At 70.8% G+C, this 23,028-nt stretch carries 23 protein-coding genes; 6 read left to right on the top strand and 17 right to left on the bottom strand.

Annotated elements, in window-relative coordinates:
• Positions 1-85: 85 nt before the first annotated feature.
• The 13 genes from ACZ4N4_RS30885 to ACZ4N4_RS30825 form a co-directional block, all read right to left on the bottom strand.
• A complete protein-coding gene (locus tag ACZ4N4_RS30885) occupies positions 86-223 on the bottom strand; it encodes a hypothetical protein (RefSeq protein ID WP_453564379.1) in 138 nt (45 codons plus the stop codon).
• Positions 224-363: 140 nt separating this feature from the next.
• Positions 364-1,302 (bottom strand): glutaminase, encoded by a 939-nt coding sequence (locus ACZ4N4_RS30880; protein ID WP_467594908.1) that lies wholly within the window; start codon positions 1,300-1,302, stop codon positions 364-366.
• Between the two features lie 36 nt (positions 1,303-1,338).
• On the bottom strand, positions 1,339-2,754 hold the full coding sequence (gene aspA, locus ACZ4N4_RS30875; protein ID WP_467594905.1) for an aspartate ammonia-lyase: 1,416 nt from the start codon (positions 2,752-2,754) through the stop codon (positions 1,339-1,341).
• Between the two features lie 133 nt (positions 2,755-2,887).
• The gene (locus tag ACZ4N4_RS30870; protein WP_467594902.1) at positions 2,888-3,898 is read right to left on the bottom strand and encodes an asparaginase; all 1,011 of its coding nucleotides are present in this window, start codon (positions 3,896-3,898) and stop codon (positions 2,888-2,890) included.
• Positions 3,899-3,941: 43 nt separating this feature from the next.
• Positions 3,942-5,381, bottom strand: coding sequence for an amino acid permease (locus tag ACZ4N4_RS30865; protein ID WP_467594900.1), 1,440 nt, complete (start codon positions 5,379-5,381; stop codon positions 3,942-3,944).
• Positions 5,378-6,055 carry a FadR/GntR family transcriptional regulator gene (locus ACZ4N4_RS30860; RefSeq protein WP_453564540.1) on the bottom strand — a complete coding sequence of 226 codons (678 nt, stop codon included), beginning with the start codon at positions 6,053-6,055 and terminating at the stop codon, positions 5,378-5,380. The genes ACZ4N4_RS30865 and ACZ4N4_RS30860 overlap by 4 nt, the downstream gene beginning before the upstream one ends.
• Positions 6,056-6,226: 171 nt before the next feature.
• Positions 6,227-7,063, bottom strand: a complete 837-nt coding sequence (locus ACZ4N4_RS30855) for an undecaprenyl-diphosphate phosphatase (protein WP_467594897.1) — start codon at positions 7,061-7,063, stop codon at positions 6,227-6,229.
• A 72-nt stretch (positions 7,064-7,135) separates the two neighbouring features.
• Entirely contained in the window at positions 7,136-7,510 is a 375-nt protein-coding gene (gene crcB, locus ACZ4N4_RS30850; RefSeq protein ID WP_467594894.1) for a fluoride efflux transporter CrcB, read from the bottom strand.
• Between the two features lie 139 nt (positions 7,511-7,649).
• Entirely contained in the window at positions 7,650-8,111 is a 462-nt protein-coding gene (crcB, locus tag ACZ4N4_RS30845; RefSeq protein WP_467594891.1) for a fluoride efflux transporter CrcB, read from the bottom strand.
• A gap of 69 nt (positions 8,112-8,180) precedes the next feature.
• On the bottom strand, positions 8,181-9,134 hold the full coding sequence (locus ACZ4N4_RS30840) for an SMP-30/gluconolactonase/LRE family protein (RefSeq protein ID WP_453564357.1): 954 nt from the start codon (positions 9,132-9,134) through the stop codon (positions 8,181-8,183).
• A gap of 29 nt (positions 9,135-9,163) precedes the next feature.
• Entirely contained in the window at positions 9,164-9,451 is a 288-nt protein-coding gene (locus ACZ4N4_RS30835) for an ArsR/SmtB family transcription factor (protein WP_467594888.1), read from the bottom strand.
• 212 nt (positions 9,452-9,663) lie between these two features.
• Positions 9,664-11,223 (bottom strand): glycosyl hydrolase 53 family protein, encoded by a 1,560-nt coding sequence (locus ACZ4N4_RS30830; protein ID WP_467594886.1) that lies wholly within the window; start codon positions 11,221-11,223, stop codon positions 9,664-9,666.
• Positions 11,224-11,371: 148 nt separating this feature from the next.
• Complete coding sequence (locus ACZ4N4_RS30825; protein WP_467594883.1) at positions 11,372-13,393, bottom strand: beta-galactosidase; 2,022 nt, start codon at positions 13,391-13,393, stop codon at positions 11,372-11,374.
• A gap of 238 nt (positions 13,394-13,631) precedes the next feature.
• Here ACZ4N4_RS30825 and ACZ4N4_RS30820 point away from each other — a divergent pair, with 238 nt between their 5' ends.
• The 6 genes from ACZ4N4_RS30820 (at position 13,632) to ACZ4N4_RS30795 (ending at position 18,779) form a co-directional block, all read left to right on the top strand.
• Complete coding sequence (locus tag ACZ4N4_RS30820) at positions 13,632-14,951, top strand: ABC transporter substrate-binding protein (RefSeq protein ID WP_467594880.1); 1,320 nt, start codon at positions 13,632-13,634, stop codon at positions 14,949-14,951.
• On the top strand, positions 14,948-15,874 hold the full coding sequence (locus tag ACZ4N4_RS30815; protein ID WP_467594878.1) for a carbohydrate ABC transporter permease: 927 nt from the start codon (positions 14,948-14,950) through the stop codon (positions 15,872-15,874). The genes ACZ4N4_RS30820 and ACZ4N4_RS30815 overlap by 4 nt, the downstream gene beginning before the upstream one ends.
• On the top strand, positions 15,871-16,776 hold the full coding sequence (locus ACZ4N4_RS30810) for a carbohydrate ABC transporter permease (RefSeq protein WP_467594876.1): 906 nt from the start codon (positions 15,871-15,873) through the stop codon (positions 16,774-16,776). Before ACZ4N4_RS30815 ends, ACZ4N4_RS30810 begins: the two co-directional genes overlap by 4 nt.
• The gene (locus tag ACZ4N4_RS30805; protein WP_467594874.1) at positions 16,773-17,807 is read left to right on the top strand and encodes a LacI family DNA-binding transcriptional regulator; all 1,035 of its coding nucleotides are present in this window, start codon (positions 16,773-16,775) and stop codon (positions 17,805-17,807) included. Before ACZ4N4_RS30810 ends, ACZ4N4_RS30805 begins: the two co-directional genes overlap by 4 nt.
• A 122-nt stretch (positions 17,808-17,929) precedes the next feature.
• A complete protein-coding gene (locus ACZ4N4_RS30800) occupies positions 17,930-18,280 on the top strand; it encodes a VOC family protein (RefSeq protein WP_453564337.1) in 351 nt (116 codons plus the stop codon).
• A gap of 97 nt (positions 18,281-18,377) precedes the next feature.
• Entirely contained in the window at positions 18,378-18,779 is a 402-nt protein-coding gene (locus ACZ4N4_RS30795) for a MarR family winged helix-turn-helix transcriptional regulator (RefSeq protein ID WP_360491827.1), read from the top strand.
• On the opposite strand, the gene pqqB is transcribed toward ACZ4N4_RS30795, so the two are convergent.
• The 4 genes from pqqB to ACZ4N4_RS30775 form a co-directional block, all read right to left on the bottom strand.
• Positions 18,776-19,666, bottom strand: a complete 891-nt coding sequence (pqqB, locus tag ACZ4N4_RS30790) for a pyrroloquinoline quinone biosynthesis protein PqqB (RefSeq protein ID WP_467594870.1) — start codon at positions 19,664-19,666, stop codon at positions 18,776-18,778. The two genes, ACZ4N4_RS30795 and pqqB, sit on opposite strands and share 4 nt — an antisense overlap.
• Before the next feature lie 62 nt (positions 19,667-19,728).
• Positions 19,729-20,841, bottom strand: coding sequence for a hypothetical protein (locus ACZ4N4_RS30785; protein ID WP_453564331.1), 1,113 nt, complete (start codon positions 20,839-20,841; stop codon positions 19,729-19,731).
• 49 nt (positions 20,842-20,890) lie between these two features.
• Positions 20,891-21,292, bottom strand: coding sequence for an SseB family protein (locus tag ACZ4N4_RS30780; RefSeq protein WP_360491821.1), 402 nt, complete (start codon positions 21,290-21,292; stop codon positions 20,891-20,893).
• Between the two features lie 182 nt (positions 21,293-21,474).
• Positions 21,475-22,950 carry a purine-cytosine permease family protein gene (locus tag ACZ4N4_RS30775; RefSeq protein ID WP_467594866.1) on the bottom strand — a complete coding sequence of 492 codons (1,476 nt, stop codon included), beginning with the start codon at positions 22,948-22,950 and terminating at the stop codon, positions 21,475-21,477.
• Between the last annotated feature and the right edge of the window lie 78 nt (positions 22,951-23,028).

The following is a 23,028-nucleotide window of genomic DNA, read 5'->3' as shown; positions in this document are numbered from 1 at the left end:
AGCGTGTCAATTGCGGGTGGCCGGAAAGCGACGGGGTGTTTTCTTGGGAGGGGCCTGGTTGTTACCTGTGGGTGGTGGACCGTGGTCAGGCCTGGCCGGCCTCGTCGAGGGAGCCTGCGGATTTCGCGGCGGCCGCGGCCGCGTTCGGGCGCTCGGTCACGGCGAGGAGAAGTGCCGGCAGGGTCGCCGTCACGCCGACGGCCGCCACCCCGCCGAAGGCCACAGGCCGACCTGCCGCTCAGCCGACCCCCCCGCAGTGAGTGACAACCCGGGTTCTCGGCTCACCGCCGCGCACGGGGTGTCCCGCCGGGAACGTCCGGGTGCGGCGGGCAGAAGGACAGAGGCTTCGGTGAAGCGGTGGGACTAGAACACGGACAGGCCGGTGAGGGTCGTGAACCTGTCCAGCGCCGCCACTCCCGCCACCGAGTTGCCGCGCTCGTCCAGCCCCGGGCTCCACACGCAGAGCGCGCAACGCCCCGGTACCACGGCGACGATGCCGCCGCCCACCCCGCTCTTGCCGGGCAGTCCCACCCGGTACGCGAAGTCGCCCGCCGCGTCGTAGGTCCCGCACGTCAGCATCACCGCGTTGACCTGTTTCGCCTGGCTTCTGGTCAGCAGGCGGGTGCCGTCGGCCCGGATGCCGTGGCGGGCCAGGAAGGTGGCCGCCAGGGCGAGGTCGGCGCAGGATGCGGCGACGGAACACTGGCGGAAGTACTGGTCGAGGAGGACCGGGATCTCGTTGTCGATGTTGCCGTAGGACGCCATGAAATGGGCCAGCGCGGCGTTGCGGTCGCCGTGCTGGGACTCGGAGGCGGCCACCTCCATGTCGAACTCCAGCGAAGCGTTGCCGCTCTCGGCGCGCAGGAAGGCCAGCAGCTCGCCGGCCGCGTCTCCGGTACGGGTCTGGAGCCGGTCGGTGACGACGAGGGCACCGGCGTTGATGAACGGGTTGCGCGGGATGCCCTGCTCGTACTCCAGCTGGACCAGGGAGTTGAAGGGGTTGCCGGAGGGCTCCCGGCCGACGTGCTCCCAGAGTTCGTCGTCCTCGCGGGCCAGGTCGAGGGCGAGGGTGAAGACCTTGGTGATGGACTGCGTGGAGAACGGCTGCCGCCAGTCGCCGACGCCGTAGACCGTACCGTCCAGCTCGGCCACGGCCATGCCGAAGCGGCGCGGATCGCAGGCGGCGAGCGCCGGGATGTAGTCGGCGGGCCGCCCGCGGCCGGGCGTCCGCTCGATCTCCTCCGCGATCCGCTCCAGGACCGGCAGAAAGGCCGGGGACGACGTCATTGTCATGATCACCATTGTGCCTCCCGGCCGGTCCTGGTGCGTACTCGCAGGTCAGGCGAGGGGCGATCCGCTGCCGGCGACGACCTCGGGACGCAGCAGGTCGGCGAGCCGCTCGGCGGGCAACAGCCCCTTCTCCAGGACGAGTTCGGCAACTCCCCGGCCGGTGACGAGGGCCTCCTTGGCGATGTCGGTGGCCGCCGTGTAGCCGATGTACGGGTTGAGGGCGGTGACCAGGCCGATGGAGTTCTCGACCGTCGCCCGCAGCACCTCGGTGTTGGCGGTGATGCCGTCGACGCAGCGCTCGGCCAGCGTCAGGCAGGCGTTCCGCAGATGCGTGATGCTCTCCGAGAGGGAGTGCAGGATGATCGGCTCGAACGCGTTCAGCTGGAGCTGCCCGGCCTCGGCCGCCATGGTGATGGCGACGTCGTTGCCGATGACCTCGAAGGCCACCTGGTTGACGACCTCGGGGATCACCGGGTTGACCTTGCCCGGCATGATCGACGAACCGGCCTGCACCGGCGGCAGGTTGATCTCGCCGAGCCCGGCACGCGGGCCGGAGGACAGCAGCCTCAGGTCGTTGCAGCTCTTGGAGAGCTTGACCGCGATCCGCTTCAGCACGCCGGACATCTGGACGAACGCGCCGCAGTCCTGGGTGGCCTCCACCAGGTTGGCGGCGGTCACCAGGGGCAGTCCGGTGATCTCGGCGAGGTGCCGGCGGGCCGACTCGGCGTATCCGGCGGGCGCGTTGAGGCCGGTGCCGATGGCGGTGGCGCCGAGGTTGATCTCGTGGATCAGCTCGACGGCCTCGGCGAGCCGGCTGCGGTCCTCGTCGAGCATCACCGCGAAGGTGGAGAACTCCTGCCCGAGCGTCATGGGAACCGCGTCCTGCAACTGCGTACGGCCCATCTTCAGCACGTCACGGAACTCGACGGCCTTCCGGCCGAAGGCGTCCTGGAGCACGGCCATCGCCCGGAGCAGCCCGCGCACCGCGAAAACGGTCGCGATCTTGACCGCCGTCGGATAGACGTCGTTGGTCGACTGACCGAGGTTGACGTCCTCGTTGGGATGCAGGTACCGGTACTCGCCCTTCCGGTGCCCCATCAGCTCCAGCGCCCGATTGGCGACGACCTCGTTGGCGTTCATGTTGGTCGACGTCCCGGCACCGCCCTGGATGACGTCGACGACGAACTGGTCGTGGAGCTTGCCGGCCCGTATCTCCCGGCAGGCGGCCACGATCGCGGTGGCCTTCTCCGGCGCCAGCAGCCCCAGTTCCTCGTTGGCGAGGGCAGCGGCCTCCTTGACGGCGGCCAGGGCGTCGATCAGATGCGGGTAGGCGGAGATCGGCGTCCCGGTGATGGGGAAGTTCTCCGTGGCACGGAGGGTGTGCACACCCCAGTAGGCGTCGACGGGCACATCACGGTCACCGAGCAGATCGTGCTCGCTGCGGGTGACGAGGGCGGTGGTCATGAGGGGAGGAATTCCTCTTTCGGAGGTGGTGAACTTTCAAGCCCGGAACTACAGCGCCCCGTCAGGGGCGCGAGGAACTGCGCGACCAGCCACGGACGACCCGCAGCCGCCCACGACCTGGCCACCCAGCCCACTAGGCGCAAACCGCAACCGGCTCCAGCGACCGGACGGGCCGCACGCACCCGACCTCCCGGCCCCCGCCGAGCAACGCCTCGCCCTGGAACTCCGTGAGCAGAGCAGGATCGACCCCGGCCCTGGCCAACGCCGCCGCCGCCACCGGGATCCGCGCCCGGTTCGCCCCGTCGGCGATCTTCACGGCCACGGCCCGCCCGTCCGGCAGCGCCGCGACCTCGACGCCCTCGAAGCCGTCCTTGGCCAGCAGCCCCGGCACGGCCCGCATCAGCGCGGCCACGTCCCGGCCGGCGCCGGACGCCATCTCCGCGTGCTCGCGCATCGCATCGGCGACCCGCGCCTCCGGCGTCCCCGGCACGGCGCTGACGATCCGCGACACCGCACGGGCCAGGCCGTGCAGGGAGATGGCGAACAGCGGCGCCCCGCAGCCGTCCACGGTGGTCCGCGCGATGCGCTGCCCGGTCAGGTCCTCGACGATCTCGGCGATCGCCTGCTGGAGCGGGTGCGCCGGGTCGAGACAGTCGTCCAGGGACCACCCGTTGAGCTTCGCGGTCCACAGCATCGCCGCGTGCTTGCCGGAGCAGTTCTGGGCGAGCCGGGAGGGCTGCCGGCCCTCGCGGATCCAGGTGTCCCGGACCGCGGGGTCGTACGGCAGGTCGGGGACGTTGCGCAGGTCGTCCTCGGTGAGGCCGGCGAGGTCGAGGATCCGCCGGGTGCCGGCGAGGTGGCGTTCCTCGCCGGAGTGGCTGGCGGCGGCCAGCGAGAGCAGCTCGCCGTCGAGCGGCAGCCCGGCCCGCAGCATGGCCACGGCCTGGACGGGCTTGACGGCCGAGCGCGGGTAGAACGCGGCCTCGATGTCGCCGAGCTGGAACTGGACCTCGCCGTCGGCGCCCAGGACGACGACGGAGCCGTAGTGGATGCCCTCGACGACCCCGCCGCGTATGAGGTGGGCGACGGGGGCGTACAGGGGTTCGCGGACGACGGGTGCGGCCGCGGGGGAACTACTGAACATCACTGCCTGGTCTCGGGTGAGTCGGGGCGGACCGGTACGCGGTTCACGCGTCGGTTCCGGCGGACGGGCGCGCGAGTCGGCCGCGGATGGCGTACCAGCCGGCGACCAGCGCTGCGACGATCAGCGGCAGGCACAGCACGGTGGTGCGTCCGGCGCCGCCGTCGGCGTACATGAGGACCAGGACGGCGGCGAGGAACGCCAGCGTCACGATCTCGGTCCAGGGGGAGCCCGGCAGTCGGTAGCCGGGGCGGGTGAGCTCGCCCTTCTGGGTCTTCCGCCAGAAGAGCAGGTGACACAGCATGATCATGCCCCAGGTGGCGAGGATGCCGATCGCCGCGAAGTTGAGGACGATCTCGAACGCGTCGGCGGGGACGACGAAGTTGAGGCCCACGCCGAGCACACAGATACCGCTGGTCAGCAGGATTCCGCCGTACGGCACCTGGCTGCGGCTCATCTTCGCGGTGAACCCGGGGGCGGAGCCGTTCACGGCCATGGAGCGCAGGATGCGGCCGGTCGAGTAGAGGCCGGAGTTGAGGGAGGACATCGCCGCGGTGAGGACGACGAGGTTCATCACACCGCCGGCGGCCGGGATCCCGACGTGGGAGAGGACGGTGACGAAGGGGCTCTCCCCCGCCGTGTACTTGTTCCAGGGCAGCAGCATCGACAGCAGGACCACCGAGCCGACGTAGAACAGGCCGACCCGCCACATGATCGAGTTGATCGCCTTGGGCATGATCTTCTCGGGGTTCTCGGTCTCGCCCGCCGCGACGCCGACCAGTTCGACCGACGCGTAGGCGAAGACGACGCCCTGGATGATCAGCAGCATCGGCAGCAGGCCGTTGGGGAAGACGCCGCCGTTGTCGGTGACCAGGGAGGGGCCGGGGGCGGCGCCGTCCACGGGGTGCTGGGTGACCAGAAGGAAGATGCCGATGCACATGAAGATCACCAGCGCGCTGACCTTGACGATCGCGAACCAGAACTCCAGCTCGCCGAAGATCTTGACCGAGATGAGGTTGACGGTCAACACGACGGCGAGGGCGATCAATGCGATCAACCATTGCGGGATGTCGGAGAACATTCCCCAGTAGTGCGTGTAGGTGGCCACCGCGGTGATGTCGGCGATGCCGGTGGTCGCCCAGTTCAGGAAGTACATCCAGCCCGCGGTGTACGCGCCCCTCTCGCCGAGGAACTCCCGGGCGTACGAGACGAAGGCGCCGGAGGACGGGCGGTACAGGACGAGTTCGCCGAGGGCGCGTACGACGAGGAAGGCGAAGACCCCGCAGACCGCGTACGCGACGAAGAGGGAGGGGCCGGCGTCGGCGAGACGTCCGCCGGCGCCGAGGAAGAGGCCGGTGCCTATGGCGCCGCCGATGGCGATCATGTTGACGTGCCGGTGCTTCAGCGACTTGCTGTAGCCGTGGTCTCCGGCGTCGATGTGACGGGACGAGGGGCGCGTCTCGTCTTTGAGGTGCTGTTCGCTCACGCCTCGGTTCCGCCTTCCGTGTGCTCGTCGGTGCGCGCGGGGCGCACGATGCGGGTGAGGGTCGTCTCGACGCGGTCCAGGTGGTGGCTCATGGCGTCCACGGCGTCGCGTTCGGAACCGTCGGTCAGCGCTTCGACGATGGCCCGGTGCTCCCGGTTGGACTGCTCGCGGCGGCCGCCCAGCTCGTTGAGGAAGGCCGACTGACGCGCCAGTGCGTCCCGGATCTCCTCGATGACCCGGCGGAAGACCGGGTTCTGGGCGGCCTCGGCCACGGCGAGGTGGAAGAGGGTGTCCATCGCGACCCACGCGGTGGTGTCCGTCTCCCGCTCCATGCGGTCGAGCAGATGGGCCAGGTGGTCCAGGTTCTCCGGGGTGCGGCGCAGCGCCGCGTACCCGGCGACCGGGATCTCGATGTGCCGTCGCACTTCGAGCAGGTCGCTGGCCGCGTAGTCGCCGAAGGTGGGGTCCTCGACGGCGCTGGCGACGACGAAGGTGCCCTTGCCGGTCTTGGAGACGGTCAGGCCCATCGTCTGCAGGGCCCGTAGGGCCTCGCGCAGGACGGGCCTGCTGACCTCCAGGGAACGGCACAGCTCCGCCTCGGAGGGGAGCTTGTCGCCGATGGCGTACTCGCCGTGCTCGATGGCACCGCGCAGGTGCGCCAGTACCGCCTCCATGGCGCTCACGCGCCGCGGCGGCTGTCCGGCTGTCCGGCTGTCTGACAGGTTCACGGGTGAGATGTTCCGGGCTGCGGGGCGGAACTGTCAAGGCGTCCGGAAAGAAAACATTCACGGGGTGCGACACCTGAATGGACAGGTGTCACACCCCGTGGCGGTGCGATGAACGGGTCAGGCGCTGATCGTGTTCGTGGCGAGCAGTCCGAAGAGGGCCAGGCCGATGACGAGCCGGTAGATCACGAACGCGTTGAAGGAGTGCTTGGCGACGAACTTCAGCAGCCAGGCGATGGAGGCGTAGGCGACCACGAAGGAGACGACCGTGCCGACGACCAGCGGTGCGGCGCCGACGCCCGCACCCAGGGCGTCCTTGAGCTCGTAGAGGCCGGCGCCGGTCAGGGCCGGGATGCCGAGGAAGAAGGAGAGGCGGGTGGCGGCGACCCGGTCCAGGTCGAGGATGAGCGCGGTCGACATGGTGGCGCCGGAGCGGGAGAAGCCGGGGAAGAGCAGGGCGAGGATCTGCGAGCTGCCGACCAGCATCGCGTCCTTGAAGGAGGTGTCGTCCTCACCGCGCTTGTGGCGGCCCATCTGGTCCGCCGCCCACATCACCCCGGAACCGACGATCAGCGAGCCGGCCACCACCCACAGCGAGGCGAGCGGGCCGTCGATCAGCGGCTTGGCGGCGAGGCCCACCAGGACGATCGGGACGGTCGCGGCGATCACCCACCACGCGAACTTGTAGTCGTGGTGGTAGCGCTCCTCCTTGTTGACCAGCCCCCGGCCCCAGGCGGAGACGATCCGCCGGATGTCCTTGAAGAAGTACACCAGCACGGCGGCGATGGCGCCGACCTGGATGACGGCTGAGAACCCGACGACGGACTTGTCGTCGACGGGGATGTTCATGAGCCCCTCGGTGATCTTGAGGTGGCCGGTGGAGGACACCGGGAGGAACTCGGTCACCCCCTCGACAACCCCGAGGATGGCGGCCTGACCGACGGAGATGGCGCTCATGGGATCCAGTTCTGCAGAGTTTGGTCGACAGTGCTGTAGACAGTCTTACAACGCGCGGGTGTGAGGCAAGTCCTAGGCCCACACCGCCTGGGCGATCGCCACTCCGGCGAAGGCCGCCCCGAGTCCCGCCGCCACGCTCGCGACGACGTTGGCCGCAGCGTAGAGGCCGGCGCCGGTCTCGGTCAGCCGCAGGGTCTCGTAGGAGAACGTCGAGTAGGTCGTGAGCGCTCCGCACAGTCCGGTGCCGAGCAGTAGCTGGAGGTGGGGACTCGCCGCGCCCGCCGAGGCCGCGCCGGTCAGCAGGCCGAGGATCAGGCAGCCGACGACGTTGACCACGAAGGTACCCCAGGGGAAGACGGAGTCGTGCCCGGCCTGCACGGTGCGGTCGGAGAGGTAGCGCAGCGGAGCACCTACGACGGCCCCGGCGGCGACCAACAGCCAGTTCACAACGACTTCTTACCCTTCGCGTCCGTTTTGCCGGTTTCTTCGTTCCGGCCGACCTACCGGACGACCTCGCAGTCGTCCAGGGTGACGAAGCCCTCGGCGCCCCGCAAGACGCCGGCGCCCGCGCGGCCGGCCGGTCTTGTCATCGCTGCCTCCGGGTGAGGACACGGCGGGTCGCGGTGGCCGCGCACCACACCGCGGCGAGGGCCGCGCACAGGGTCGCGGCGAGGTAGGCCAGGCCCGTGCCGGGCCGGCCCTGGTCGACCAGCTTCTGGATGTCCACGGCGTAGGTGGAGAAGGTGGTGAAGCCGCCGAGGACGCCGGTCCCGAAGAAGGGGCGGACGAGTCGGTGGGCGGGCGGTCCTTCGGTGACCAGGACCAGGAACGCGCCGATCAGCCCGCAGCCGACGACGTTCGTCCAGAAGGTCGCCCAGGGGAATCCGCCCGCCGCCGTGGGCAGCGCCAGGGCGAGTGCGTAACGGGCCACCGCCCCGATCGCGCCGCCGGCGGCGACCACCGCGACGACCGGCGCCTGGGCACGCCACTCGGACCGGCGTCGGGGGCTCGGCTGGACACGGAGGCTCTCGGCTTCCGGGGCTGTCATGGGTCGTGGGTCTCCTGTTCGGCACCGCCCCGACGGGTGCACCAGGGTACCGCCGGGTCTACCCGGCGGTCACTTCGCGGTGGGAGCCGTACAGACCGCGACACCGGGCTCCCAGACGCTGCCGAGGACCAGGTGGCGGCCGGTCACACAGACACTGGTGGCCATGCGGAAGCCGGAGTGCTGCCGGGCGAGGTGGTGGACGACCCTGCCGTGGTCGTCGAGTGCCGTCACGGCGATGGTGCCGGCGGGGCGGTAGGGGGCGTGTACGGCGGCTCGCGCGGCGGCCCGGCGGACGGCGGCCGGAGTGCGGTGGAAGAGGTCGAGCGGCGGGTTGCGCGGCCCGGCCAGGGCGACCCAGGTCAGCTCGCCGTCGCGCCACATGTTGTCGGGCATACCGGGCAGCTCGGCGAAGAACTCGGCGCGGCCGGCCCGCGGGCCGGTGAGCCAGTAGCGGGTGAGACGGTACGCGCCGGTCTCGGCGACGATCAGGAAGGTGCCGTCGCCGCTCACGGCCAGCCCGTTGGCGAACTGGAGTCCGTCGCAGACCACTTCGGCGCTGCGGGCGCCGGGCGCGAGGCGCAGCAGCCGGCCGGTGCCGCTGTGCTCGACGATGTCGCCGATCCACCGGTCCAGCGGGAACCGGCGGCTGGAGGCGGTGAAGTACACGGTGCCGTCGGGCAGGGCCACCACGTTGCTCGCGAACCGCAGCGGCTCCCCCTCGGCCGAGTCGGCGAGGACGCGGACGGCACCGTCGGCGAGGCCGACCCGCAGCAGCCCGCGCTCCGCGTCGCACACCAGCAGGTCGCCGTCCGGGAGGAGTTCCAGGCCCAGCGGGCGGCCGCCGGTCCTGGCCAGCTCCCGGACCCGGGCGGTGTCCGGGTCACCGAGCCCGTCCAGGCGCAGGATGCGGCCGTCCTCGACGCCGGTCAGGACCCCGCCGTCCGGATCCGTGACCACGTCCTCCGGGCCGCGGCCGCCGATGGCGACGTAGTGGAGCGGGACGAGGCGCGCGGGTCGGTCCATGAACCCCATACTGACAGGCATGACCGGTCTCACCAGCCCTTCTCGAACATCCGGGCCACCTCGGCGATCCGGATCTCGTCGCGCCGGTAGTAGGTGCGGTGCCGGATGCGCCGGGTGCGCAGCAGACCGAGCCGGGTCAGCATGCCCAGATGGGTGCCGGCGACCTTGCGGGAGACGCCCAGTTTGGCGGCGACGGCACGGACGGTGACGCCGTTCTCGGTGAGGTCAGCGGGGCGGCGGGACGGGAAGTGGGTCGCCGGGTCCTTGAGCCAGTCCAGAATGTCCAGGCGGCTCACGCTCTGGGAGTTCCTCAGCATCCGACCGGCCTCCGTCCGTCCGCTGCCTCCTCGTAGTTGGTTTTCCCACTGTTCCGCAGCCGAAGCCCCCACGTCAGGGAGTCGGCGAGCCTTGTCCGAGACCGCACGGCCGTACGAGATCGGCCGACGGGGGCCTTGCCCTCGCGGCCTGCCCGGGACAGGGCTGAGGGGCCCGGCCGTCCCCTTGTGGCCGGGCCCCCGTCAGTGGTGGTTCAGCGGTGGCTGAACCACGCCATGGAGGAGAGTGCCTTGTCGTCGTAGCCGAACAGGGCCTGGTTCTCCCAGCCGTTGCCGGAGGTGGCGTCGGTCGGGTCCCAGCCGTTTCCGGTGACGGCGGTCCAGGTCGCCTCCCAGTAGAAGACGCCGAGGCCACGGCCGTTCGGGACCGCCTCGACGATGTTCGCGACGGCATTCATCCAGGCCAGCTGGCCGGCCGCGGTGGCCGGGTAGCCGGTGACCAGTTCAGCGCTGGTGTCGATCTGGTTCTCCAGCGAGTCGTCCTGGGCGAGGGTGAACGGGTAGGCGGTCTCCGCGATGTAGACCGGCTTGCCGTAGCGGGAGGCCGCGTCGTCGAGGGTGGCCTGGGCGGCGGCCAGCGAGCCGTGCCAGTAGCCGTAGTACGACAGCCCGATCACGTCGTAGTTGATGCCGTAGGTCTTGGCGTTGTCGAACCACCAGCGGACCGTGGCGTCGTCGCCCGCGTTGGCCAGGTGCAGGGCGACCAGTGTGCCGGAGGAGACCGCCTTGGCCGCGCTGTAGCCGGAGTTGATCAGGCCGGCGAGCTGGGACCAGTTGTCGGTGGAGCCCTCGGACCAGAGCATGCCGCCGTTGATCTCGTTGCCGATCTGGGCCATGTCGGCGGTGGTGCCCTGCGCCTTCAGCGCGTTGAGGACGTCGTACGTGTGGTTGTAGACGTCGGTCTTGAGCTGGCTGTAGGAGTGGCCGGACCAGGCGGCGGGCTTGGTCTGCTTGCCCGGGTCGGCCCAGCTGTCCGAGTAGTGGAAGTCGACCAGCAGCTTCATGCCGGCCGCTTTGACGCGCTTGGCCATGGCCAGGACGTGCGCCTTGTCGTTGTAGCCGTCGGCCGGGTTGACCCAGACCTTCAGGCGCGCGTAGTTCATGCCGGCGCTCCTGAGGATGGTGACCGCGTCCCCGGTGGTGCCGGAGCCGGTCTTGTAGACGCCGCCCTTGGCCTCGCTCTTGGCGAGTGACGAGATGTCGGCGCCCTTGATGGCCAGGCCTGTCGAGCCGGAGGCGAACGTCAGGTCGTCGACGTTGATCCAGTTGCCCGCGTTGGCATCGGAGTTGATGCTGATCGTGCACTGGTTGCCGGTGACCGCCACCGAGGTGACGATCCGCACCCAGCTGCTGGTGGAGACCGGCAGGTCGGTCCGCTGCTCCGAACTGCCGCAGTTCTTCAGGGATATGTAGGCGGAGTTCTGGCCGCCGCTGGAGCGGACCCAGGCGGTGAGCGTGTAGGTGCCGTTGGTCAGGCCGGAGAGGTACTGGTACGTCTCCACCTTGTAGGCGGCGGCCGAGTAGTGGCTCAGGCGGTAACTGCCGCTGTGGCCACCGGACTCGGTGTAGGAGGCGCCCGTGTCGCCGTACTCCGACCAGCCGGTGGGTGCGGCCACACCGGCACCGTCCGACTCGAAGCCGCCGTTGGTGAGGGTGCTCGCGGCCTGGGCGGTCCCCGCGGGAAGGGCGGTGAGGGCGAGCCCGGCCAGCAGCGGCAGCAGCAGGGCTCTGATGGTGCGTCTGGGATGGAACATCATCGTCCGTCGTCCCTTCGACGTGACTGGAGAGGGGTGTCCTCCGGCGGGGCCGGAGGAGGCCCCTCCGCCCACGGCTCTCGTGGCACTCGCGGGCGGAGGGGAGTCTCGGCGGACCGGGTGCGGCGGACCGGTCCTCGGCCTCGGCTCAGCCGTCGAGCCGGACGACCCGGACGGCGCCCGCGGGGACCGCGAGGCGGCCGGCGGCGCGTTCGCCCGTCAGCAGTTCGGTGCCGTGTGTCTCCAGGGTCACCTTGGCGTCGGTGGCGGTGTGGTTGATCGCGAAGAGGAACGTGCCGTGCTCGCCGGCGCGGCGGACCACCTCGACATCGCGGGGCAGGTCGGCGCGGGGCGCGATCCGGGCGTCCTCGGCGGCCAGGCCGAGCAGCGCGTCCAGGCCGTGCGCGTCCAGGCGGGTCGATACGTACCAGGCGGTGCCCTCCCCCGACCGGTGCCGGGTGACCGCCGGGTGGCCGGCGGTGAGGCCGTCGGCGTAGGTCCAGACGGTCTCGGCGCCGCGCGGGGCGACGAACTCGGTCCACACGTCGCCGGTCGGCCCGGAGCCCTCCGGCCCGGTCAGCCGTACCCGCTGGTCCTGGAGGAGCGGCGAGAACTCCTCGACGGTGAGGCCGAGGACGTCGCGCAGCGGACCCGGGTAGGCGCCCTCGTGCACGGCGTCGTGCTCGTCGACGATGCCGGAGAAGTAGGAGACGACCAGGGTGCCGCCGTTCTCGACGTACTCCTTGAGGTTGTTCCCGGCCGCCTCCGTCATCAGGTAGAGGGCCGGTACGACGACAAGGGGATACGCCGACAAGTCGCTTTCCGGGTGGGCGAAGTCGACCGTGAGGTGGTGGTCGTAGAGGGCCTCGTAGAAGGCGTCGGCGCGCTCGCGCGGGTCGTGGTCCTCGCTGGGGCGCCACTGGAGGTTCTGCGCCCACCAGGACTGCCAGTCCCACAGGACGGCCGCGTCGGCCTGCGTGCGGGCGCCCTTGACCTGGGCCAACGAGTCGAGGGAGGCGCCGAGTTCGACGACCTCGCGCCACACTCGGGTGCCGGTGCCACCGTGCGGGAGCATCGCCGAGTGGAACTTCTCGGCGCCGCGCCGGGACTGCCGCCACTGGAAGAACATCGCGCCGTCGGAGCCGCGGGCCACATGGGCCAGGGAGTTGCGGGCCATCTGCCCGGGCGCCTTGGCCGGATTGCGCGGCTGCCAGTTGACACCCGAGGTGGAGTGCTCCAGCAGCAGCCAGGGCGTACCGCCGGCCACGGAGCGGGTGAGGTCGGCGGCCATCGCGAGGTTGACATGGGTCCGGCGGCCGTCGGTGATCAGGTAGTGGTCGTTGGTGACCAGGTCGACCTCGCGACCCCAGGCCCAGTAGTCCATGGAGTCGCACTGGCTGAGCGCGGTCATGAAGTTGGTGGTCACCGGGACGCCGGGCGAGAGGCGGTGCAGGATGTCCCGCTCCGCGCGGAAGTTCTCCCGGATGGTGGCGTCGACGAACCGCTTGTAGTCGAGGGCCTGGCCCGGGTTGCCGACGGTCGGGGTGGCGCGCGGCGGGTTGATCTGCGAAAGGTCGGTGTAGTGCTGGCCCCAGAAGGCCGTGCCCCAGGCCTCGTTGACGGCGTCGACCGTGCCGTGGGTGGCGGCGAGCCAGCGGCGGAAGTGGGCGGCGCAGGAGTCGCAGTAGCAGGCCGAGACGGGGACGCCGTACTCGTTGTGGACGTGCCACAGGGCGAGCGCGGGGTGGTCGCCGTAGCGCTCGGCGAGGCGGGTGGTGATGTTCCCGGCGGCCGCGCGGTAGTCGGCGTTGGAGTGGCAGATGGCGCCGCGTGAGCCGAACTCGTACCGCACACCCTCAGCGGTCACCGGCAGGGCCTCGGGGTGGGCCCGGTAGAACCAGGCGGGCGGCACCACGGTGGGCGTACCGAGGTCGACGCTGATGCCGTTCTCGTGCAGCAGGCCGATGACCCGGTCGAGCCAGCCGAAGTCGTACTCCCCCGGCGCCGGCTCCAGCAGGGCCCAGGAGAAGATCCCGACGCTCACCATCGTGACCCCGGCCTCGCGCATCAGCCGGACGTCCTCCTGCCAGACGTTTTCCGGCCACTGCTCGGGGTTGTAGTCCCCGCCGAAGGCGAGCCTGGTGAGGCCCCTGGGGGTGGTGTCCGGCATGGGTCTCTCCCGTTTAGTCGATCATTTGGGAACGTGCACACACATCAATCGTGGCGTGAGCCCAACATAACCGCACAGCAACAACCATTGACAAGTGTCCGGGATGTTTCTCTACTGTGAACGCTCACAGAGCATGACACGGACTCGCGACGGGCGAGCATCCAGGTCTGAGAACGCTCACACATCTGCATGGCAAGGTCCCCGCGTCGGGCGGGGGCCCAGGTCAGGGGAGAGATCCATGCCGCACACGAAGCGCCGCCGCCTCGTGACAACCGCCGTCGCCGTCTCGCTCGGCGCCACCGCCCTCGCCGCCTGCGGCTCGTCCGACGACGACAGCAAGGCCGACTCCGGTCCGGTCTCGCTGACGTACTGGGCCTGGGCGCCCGGTATGGACAAGGTCGTGGACCTGTGGAACAAGGGCGAGGGCAAGAAGGACCAGATCACCGTGACGGTGAAGAAGCAGGCGTCCGGCGACACGCTGGTCACCAAGATCCTCACCGCGCACAAGGCGAAGAACGGCCCCGACCTGGTGCAAGCCGAGTACCAGGCGCTGCCGACGCTGGTCAGCAACGACGCGGTCGCCGACATATCGAAGAGCGTCGGTGGGGCGAAGTCCAAGTTCGCCGACGGCGTCTGGCAGCAGGTCACGCTGGGCACGGACGCGGTGTACGCGGTGCCGCAGGACATCGGCCCGATGATGTTCTACTACCGTGCGGACCTCTTCAAGAAGTACGGCCTGACGGTCCCCACCACCTGGGACGAGTTCGCGAAGACCGCCCGCGCGCTGAAGAAGAAGGCGCCGGACACCGACCTGACCACGTTCTCCGCCAACGACTCCGGTCTCTTCGCGGGCCTCGCCCAGCAGGCCGGCGCCAAGTGGTGGACCACCTCTGGCGACAAGTGGAAGGTCGCCGTCAACGACGCGGCCACCCAGAAGGTCGCCAAGTTCTGGGGCGGCCTGGTCAAGGAGGGCGCCATCGACAACCAGCCGATGTACACCCCCGCCTGGAACAAGGCGCTGAACACCGGCAAGCAGATCGCCTGGGTGAGCGCGGTGTGGGCGCCGGGCACGCTGACCACGGCGGCGCCGGACACCAAGGGCAAGTGGGCGATGGCCCCGCTCCCCCAGTGGTCCACGTCCGAGGACGTCACCGGCAGCTGGGGCGGCTCCTCCACCGCCGTCACCACCGACTCCCAGCACCAGGAGGCCGCCGCCAAGTTCGCCGCCTGGCTGAACACCGACGGCGACGCGCTCAACGCGCTGGCCAAGCAGAGCGGCATCTACCCGGCGTCCACCTCGGCCCAGCTCAGCGGCGCCTTCGCCAACCCGCCGGAGTACTTCTCCAACCAGGCCGACTTCTACACCGAGGCCGCCGAGATCGCGAAGACCACGGCGCCCTCCGCCTGGGGCCCGAACGTGAACGTCGCCTACACGTCGTTCAACGACGCGTTCGGCGCCGCCGCCAAGAACAAGTCGGACTTCGTGACCGCCCTGAACACCATGCAGGACGCCACGGTCGCCGACATGAAGAAGCAGGGCTTCGAGGTCTCTCAGTGACCAGCCCCGCCAGCCGGAGGTCGTACGGGGTCAAGGGGGCCCCGTACACCTTCCTCCTCCCCGCCACCACCCTCTTCGCCCTGTTCTTCGCGCTGCCCATCGGGTACGCGGTCTGGCTCAGCTTCCGCAAGGTGCACGTCTCCGGGCTCGGCCTGGGCGCGGGCGCCCGCAGCGAGGTCTGGGCCGGACTGGAGAACTACCGGGACGCCCTCACCGACAACGAGTTCTGGGCCGGCGCGGTGCGCGTCGTCGGCTACGGCTGCATCGTCGTCCCGGTGATGCTGGGCCTCGCCCTGCTGTTCGCGCTGATGCTCGACAGCGAGCGGGTCCGGCTGGCCCCCTTCACCCGGCTCGCGATCTTCCTGCCGTACGCCATCCCCGGCGTGGTGGCCGCGCTGCTGTGGGGCTTCCTGTACCTGCCGGACGTCAGCCCCTTCTACTACGTGCTCGACACACTGCACCTGCCGCAGCCGAACCTGCTGGACGGCGGCCCGCTCTACCTGGCCCTCTCCAACATCGCGGTCTGGGGCGGCACCGGCTTCAACATGATCGTCATCTACACCTCGCTCCGGTCCATCCCGGCCGAGGTCTACGAGGCGGCGAAGCTGGACGGCGCCACCCCGCTGCAGACCGCCCTCCGGATCAAGATCCCGATGGTGGCGCCCTCGCTGGTGCTGACCTTCTTCTTCTCGATCATCGCGACGCTCCAGGTCTTCAACGAGCCGACCACCCTCAAGCCCCTCACCAACTCGGTCAACACGACCTGGAGTCCGCTGATGAAGGTGTACGAGGACGCCTTCCGCAAGGGGGACATCTACTCGGCGGCGGCCGAGGCGACCCTCATCGCCCTCGCCACGCTGGTGCTGTCCTTCGGGTTCCTGCGGGCCGCGAACCGCCGTGACAAGCAGGAGGCAGCAGGATGAGTTCTCTTGCCGTCCGCAAGGCCGCCCCGGCGGCCGGTACGACTCCCGGTACCGCCCAGGGGCCGCCGCTGCGCCGCCGGATCGCCCTGATCCCGACGCTCACCCTGCTGCTGGGTGCGATCTACACCCTGCTGCCGGTGGCCTGGGTGGTGATCGCGTCCACCAAGTCCGGCAGCGAACTGTTCTCCACCTTCACCTTCCTGCCGGGCAGCGGCTTCCTGGACAACCTCAAGGACCTGAACGCCTACCGCGATGGCGTCTACTGGACCTGGATGGGCAACTCCGCCCTGTACGCCGGTCTGGGCGCCCTGCTGTCGACCTGTGTCTCCGCCTTCAGCGGCTACGCCCTCGCCACCTACCGCTTCCCGGGCCGCGAGTCGATCTTCAACGTGCTGCTGGCCGGCGTGTTGATGCCCCCGGTCATCCTCGCCATCCCGCAGTACCTGCTGCTGGCCAAGGCCGATCTCACGGACTCCTACTGGTCCGTGCTGCTGCCGCAGATCCTCTCCCCGTACGGCGTCTACCTCTCCCGCATCTACGCGGCCGCGGCCGTGCCCACGGACGTGGTCGAGGCCGGGCGGATGGACGGGGCCGGCGAGTGGCGGATCTTCACCCGGATCGCGATGCCGATGATGATCCCCGGCATGGTGACGGTGTTCCTCTTCCAGTTCGTGGCCGTCTGGAACAACTTCCTGCTGCCGTACATCATGCTCAGCGACGACGAGAAGTTCCCGCTCACGCTCGGTCTGTACACGCTTCTCGAACAGGGCGCCAACACTCCCGCGCTGTACACCCTGGTGATCACCGGGGCGTTCCTGGCCGTGCTGCCGCTGATCGCGCTGTTCCTGGTCATTCAGCGCTTCTGGAGCCTTGACCTGCTGTCCGGGGCCGTAAAGTCATGACCATGGGCAGTAATGCGGGGGGCCGGCGCAAACCGCCGACGATTCACGACGTGGCGCGCGAGGCCGGTGTCTCACGAGGGACCGTCTCGCGTGTGCTCAACGGCGGGCACTACGTCAGCCCCGCCGCCGAGCAGGCGGTGAACGACGCCATCCGCCGCACCGGGTACGTGGTGAACCGGCACGCCCGTTCGCTGATCACCGGACGTTCGGACTCGGTCGGCTTCCTGCTGACCGAGCCCCAGGAGAGGTTCTTCGAGGACCCCAACTTCAACGTGCTGCTGAGCGGTTGCACCCAGGCGCTGGCCGGGCACGACATCCCGCTGCTGCTGATGCTGGCGGGCACCAAGGACGAACGGCGCCGCATCACGCGGTACATCACCGCCGGGCACGTCGACGGGGTGCTGCTGGTGTCCAGCCACTCCGGCGACCCGGTCGCCGAGGAGCTGCGGGCGGCGGGTGTGCCCCTGGTCGCCTGCGGCAAGCCCATCGGGCTCGGCTCCAAGGTGAGTTACGTGGCCGCCGACGACCGGGACGGCGCCCGGGACATGGTCCGGCATCTGCTGGCCGTGGGGCGCCGCCGGATCGGCATGATCACCGGTCCGCTGGACACCCCCGGCGGTGTCGAGCGGCTCGCCGGGTACAAGGAGGTCCTCACGGAGGCGGGCGTCGGGATCGACGAGTCGCTGATCGTCTCCGGGGACTACAGCCGGGCCAGCGGCGAGGCCGGCGCCGAGCGGCTGCTCGCGCAGGCCCCGGACCTGGACGCCGTGTTCGTGGCCTCCGACCTGATGGCACAGGGCGTGCTGACGGTGCTGCAACGTGCCGGCAAGCGGGTCCCGGATGACATCGCTGTCGGCGGTTTCGACGACTCCCCGGTGGCGACCGCGGTGTCGCCGGCGCTCACCACGATCCGGCAGCCCTGGGACCGCATCAGCACCGAGATGGTCCGCGTCCTGCTCGCCCAGATAGGCGGCGAGGACCCGGCGGCGGTGATCCTGCCGACGGAGCTGGTGCGGCGCGAGTCGACCTGAGGCGCGGACGGGCGGCCGGCAGCCGGTCAGTTTTCGAGAAGCCGTGCCGCCCCTCGCCCTCCTAGCGTGGGAACCACCGGACGGACCGCGCCGGGCAGCCAGGTACGAGGAGCGAGAAGACCATGACCGCAGGCATCCAGACGATCATCTACCCCGTGAAGGACGCGGAGCGGGCCAAGGCCCTGTTCACCGCCCTGCTGGGCGTCGAGCCGTTCGCCGACGAGCCGTACTACATCGGGTACAAGGCCGCCGGGCAGGACGTCGGCCTGGACCCGAACGGGCACGCCCAGGGGCTGACCGGGCCGACGCCGTTCTGGCATGTCACCGATCTGCGGGAGCGGCTCGCGACGCTGCTGGCGGCGGGTGCGGAGCTGGTCCAGGACGCCCGGGACGTCGGCAACGGCCGGCTGGTCGCCTCCGTGAAGGACGCCGACGGGAACATGGTGGGGCTGCTCCAGGACCCGGTGGCCTGACCGTCGGACTCGTCCTTGCACGACCCGACGGAACGCTGCTTGCACCCGCACTAGTTGCACACTCAACGATTGGCCGGATCGGTGCTACGGTGCGGGTATGGCAGTCAAGACGGCCGAGGCCCGGCTGGAGGAGCGCTGGCGGGACATCCTGTCGGTGCACGCGCGCACGATGTGCGAGATCGACCGGGTGCTGCACCCGCACGGGCTGGGCGCGAGCGACTTCGAGGTGCTCGACCTGCTGGCGACCGAGTCGCCCGCCGAAGGTGACCACTGCCGGGTGCAGAACCTGGTGGGACGGGTGCATCTGAGCCAGAGCGCGCTGTCCCGGCTGATCGGACGGCTGGAGAAGGACGGCCTGGTGGAGCGGTCGGTGTGCGTCGAGGACCGGCGGGGCGTGTGGGTCGCGCTCACCGCCAGGGGCCGCGCCGTGCACGCCGAGGTACGACCGCTGCAGCGGGCCGCGCTGGAGCGGATGCTCGAGGGTCCGGCCGCCGGCTAGAGCGCGAACTCGATGCCGTCGGGCAGGACTTCGATGCCCTCCTCGGCCAGTTGGGCGCGGGCCCGGGAGGCCGGGTCCACCAGGGGGTTCGTGTTGTTGAGGTGGGTGTAGATCCGCCGGGCGCGGGGATGCCGGGACAGGGCGGCGAGGCTGCCGTGCGGACCGGAGACCGGGAGGTGGCCCATGGCGGCCTGCCCGGGCCCGGACCGGACCGTGGTGCCCATCTCGTCGGCGGTGAAGAAGGTGCCGTCCAGCAGGACGCAGTCGGCCTCCGCGCACAGGTCGTCGAGTGTGTCGCTCCAGGCGCCGACACAGGGTGCGTAGAGCAGGACTCCTCCGGTGGCCAGGTCCTCGACGCGGTATGCCGTGACCCAGCGGCCGTCCGCCTCGGCGAGTGCGGCCGGCACGTACTTCGGGGCCTTGGCGCTCACCGGGTGGGCGGTCACGACCAGGCCGCCGGAGAGCACGAAACCGCCGTCGGCCAGGCTGTCGGCCCACTCCCAGGGGGCGTAGCGGTCGAGGGCGCCGCGGGCCGGGGCCAGCAGCGTCCGCACCGGCGGGGCCGCGTACACCTTCAGGTCCGGTGCCCCGCGCAGCACGGTCAGACCGGTGACATGGTCGGCCTCCGCGTCGGTGAGCAGCACTCCGCGCACCGGGGTCTCCCGGGGGCCCGGACCGGGCCAGAGCAGCGCGGTGGCGGTGAGCTGGGCGCGGATGTCCGGCGAGGCGTTGAGCAGCCACCAGTCCCGGCCGTTGCCGGTCAGGGCCAGGCACTCCTGGGTACGGGACGGCAGCTTGCCGTCCCGGGCGGCGGCGCACAGCACGCAGGCGCAGTTCCACTGCGGGAATCCGCCACCGGCTGCGGTGCCCAGCAGGACGACCCTCACGACGATCCGCCCCTCTCGGTCTCCCCGGCCCCTGCTGGGATCTTCCCTCAGGATGGGCCGCGCTACCCGTGGCTGGGGGGAACTTCCGGCTGTCCTTCGGGGGGCTGCCGGTCCACCGGGCGCATCGGCGGGATCGGTTCCGACGGGAAGTCGCGCCCGCCGGTCCACAGCGCCGGTACGGCGTCGCACCGGCGGCACAGTTCGTAGGCCACGGCCTCGTAGTTGACCCGCCAGCCGTGGAAGTGCGGCCAGGCCTCCCGCGTGCCGCGTTCCGCGCGGAAGCCGCTCTTCTCCAGCATGGCCACGGCCGCCTCGAACTCGCCGTACGTCAGGTCGATCGGGGCGTCCGGGGGCGGGTCGGAGTCGAAGGTCGCCCGTACCGAGGCGGCGATGTCGCGCAGGGCCGTGAACCCCGCGCGGAGCACCAGGCGGGCCTCCGGCGGGGCGGCGCGCGGGCTGAGCGCGAGCTGCAGGGCGGCCGCGTCCATGACGGCGACCAGGCCGACCAGCCAGCTGCGGTAGGGGCGGGGTGAGCGGAACGCCAGCAGCACCGGGTAGGTGGCGTGGCTCTCCCCCATGTCCGCGGCCAGCCGCTCCCAGGCCCGGTACAGCTGGGGCAGCGCGACCTCGGTGTCTACCAGCCACTGCCGGGCCAGGATCTCCGGGCCCCAGGCGGGTTCGCCGGCCCGGGACTGCAGGAGGGTGACCTCCAGTTCGCGCCGGTTGTAGGCCGCGTACAGCGTGGGGAGGTAGGCGATCTGCAGGGCGATGACGACGGGGCCGGTGGCGGCGGCGACGAAGTCGAGCGCGGTCAGCCGCAGCCGGGCTCCGCTGGCGAACCCGAGGGTGAACAGGCTGGAGCCGGCCTCCCGGAACGCGGTGCTCCAGGACAGCGGGGAGAACGCGTAGAGCAGCAGGCCGAAGCCGAGGAACGCCCCAGCGAGCCAGGCGGCGAGCATGCCGATCAGCATCAGTGGGGCGAGCCAGGTCTCCGCCCGGTCGATCGCCCGGTAGTCGCGACCGCGCACGGTGAGGCAGAGCAGCTTGCGCAGGGTCCACCACAGCCGGTACACCAGCACGGAGTACAGGCCCCGGGGAACCACGAGAGTGCGCAGGATGCTGCGCAGGACCAGGATCAGTACCAGTCCCCCGGCCACCCCGGAGATCCATTCCATGGGGCCATTCTGACCCGCACGGCGGCCTCCCGGTGACCGGGACCCGTCGTCAGCCCGTCGGCCGGGCCAGCAGGGTGCGCACGCCCTCGGAGGTGAGCGTCAGCGCATGCGTCGAGCTGCCGTCGATGGCGAGCGACAGGTTGTCCTCGGGCCACTGCTGGGCGAGCGCGCCCAGCGGCACCAGGCGGTAGCGGGAGACCGTCGGCAACAGGCCGGTCAGCTCTCCCTCCGAGGTGAACACGGGGACGACGGGGTCGCCGTCGGGGCGTTCCAGGACGGGCAGCGCGATCATGGCGGGGTCGGCCGCCTCCGCCGCGTCGTCCGGCACCGGGACCAGCACGTCGCTGTGCGCGAGCGTGTCCAGTGCGTCACGGTCCTCGGCGTTCACGGCCAGCGTGTCGAGCGCCCGCTGGGCCGGCGTCGGAAAGTCGTCGTGTGCGGGTGTCTCCATGACAGATCCCCAGATAGTGGTGGTACGGGCCGCAGGGACCGGCGAGTGCCGGGCGGCCACGGCACGCGTACCCGATCGGCGCCGGGCCATGCGTCCGGGCTCTCGCCCCCGGACGGCCGAAGGGCGGCTCCGGCCTGGTGACGGCCTGGACGGTCCCGCGGGCCGCGGGCCTGGCCGGGTGGTCAGTCCGGCGGCGCCGGAGTGGTCGCGGTGCGGGTCTCCTGGGCGCGGATCCGGCCGCGGCTCAGCGCCAGGGTGCCGGCGAAGCCGAGTGCGAGGGCGGCCAGGACGCCCAGATTGGCGTACGCCCACGCGCCCGATTTTCCGCCGAGGCCGAGCGGGCCCAGCAGATAGCCCTGCCAGGTCAGCCAGCTCGCGGCGGTGTTGGTGACCAGGCCCCAGCCGAGGGCCGTGGCGGCCGGCGTGAGCAGCAGGGGCGGCAGCGGTACGTCGCCGTAACGGCCGGCCGGGCGGTAGAGGTCGGCCTCGTCGTAGTCGCGGCGGCGCAGCGCGAGGTCGGCGAGCATGATGCCGCACCAGGCGGCGATCGGCACGCCGAGTGTGGTGAGGAACCCCATGAACTGGCCGAGGAAGTCGTCGGCGAAGAAGACGATGTAGACCGCGCCCGCGGTCATCAGGACGCCGTCGACCAGGGCGGCCAGGTAGCGCGGCACCCGCAGGCCCGCGGAGAGCAGCGCGAGGCCCGAGGAGTAGATGTCCAGGACCGCGCCGCCGACCAGGCCGAGCACGGCGACGACGGCGAAGGGGACCAGGAACCAGGTGGGCAGGACGGTCGTCAGCGCGCCGATGGGGTCGGCGGCGATCGCCTTGTCCAGCGTGTCGGAGGAGCCCGCGAGCAGCAGGCCGAAGATCAGCAGGAGGAGCGGGGCGAGGGAGCTGCCGAAGGTGGTCCAGCCGATCACGCCCCGGCCGGAGGAGCCGCGGGGCAGGTAACGGGAGTAGTCGGCGGCCGCGTTGACCCAGCCGAGTCCGAACCCGGTCATCATGAACACCAGCGCGCCGATGAACTCCTGGGCGGAACCCGACGGGATCGCGCGCACCGTCGCCCAGTGGATGTGGTCGGCCACCAGCCCGACGTAGCCGAGGGTGAGGACGCCGGTCACCACCGTGATCACGGTCTGCAGCCGCATGATCAGGTCGAAGCCCATCACTCCGCCGATCACGGTCAGGGCGCAGACCACGACCAGGGCGACCACCTCGGTCCCGGTGCCGCCGCCCCGGCCCAGCCGGGCGAAGACGGTCGCGGTGGCCATGGTGGCGAGGGCGATGAGGACGGTCTCCCAGCCGACGGTGAGCACCCACGAGACCGCCGATGGCAGCCGGTTCCCGCGCACGCCGTACGCGGCCCGGCTGAGCACCATCGTGGGTGCCGACCCGCGTTTCCCGGCGACCGCGACGAAGCCGCAGAGCAGGAAGGAGCCGAGGATGCCGAGGACTCCGGCGGCCAGCGCCTGCCAGAAGGAGATGCCGAAGCCGAGCGCGAAGGCGCCGTAGCTCATTCCCAGGACGGAGACGTTCGCGCCGAACCAGGGCCAGAACAGCGTGCGCGGGGTGCCCTTGCGGTCGGCGTCGCCGATCACGTCGAGGCCGTGGGTCTCCACCTGGAGCCGCCGGCCGGGTTCCCGCGTGTCCGCCATCGTCGACCATCCGTCCAGGTGTGTTGGCTGGAGGCTAGGTCTGCCGCCGACGGGGGTCAAGGCAGGATCTGGGGCTCC

It is taken from the genome of Streptomyces sp. NPDC026538, assembly GCF_055567535.1.
Note: the sequence above shows the minus strand (reverse complement) of the source record. Positions and strands in the feature narration are given on the sequence as shown.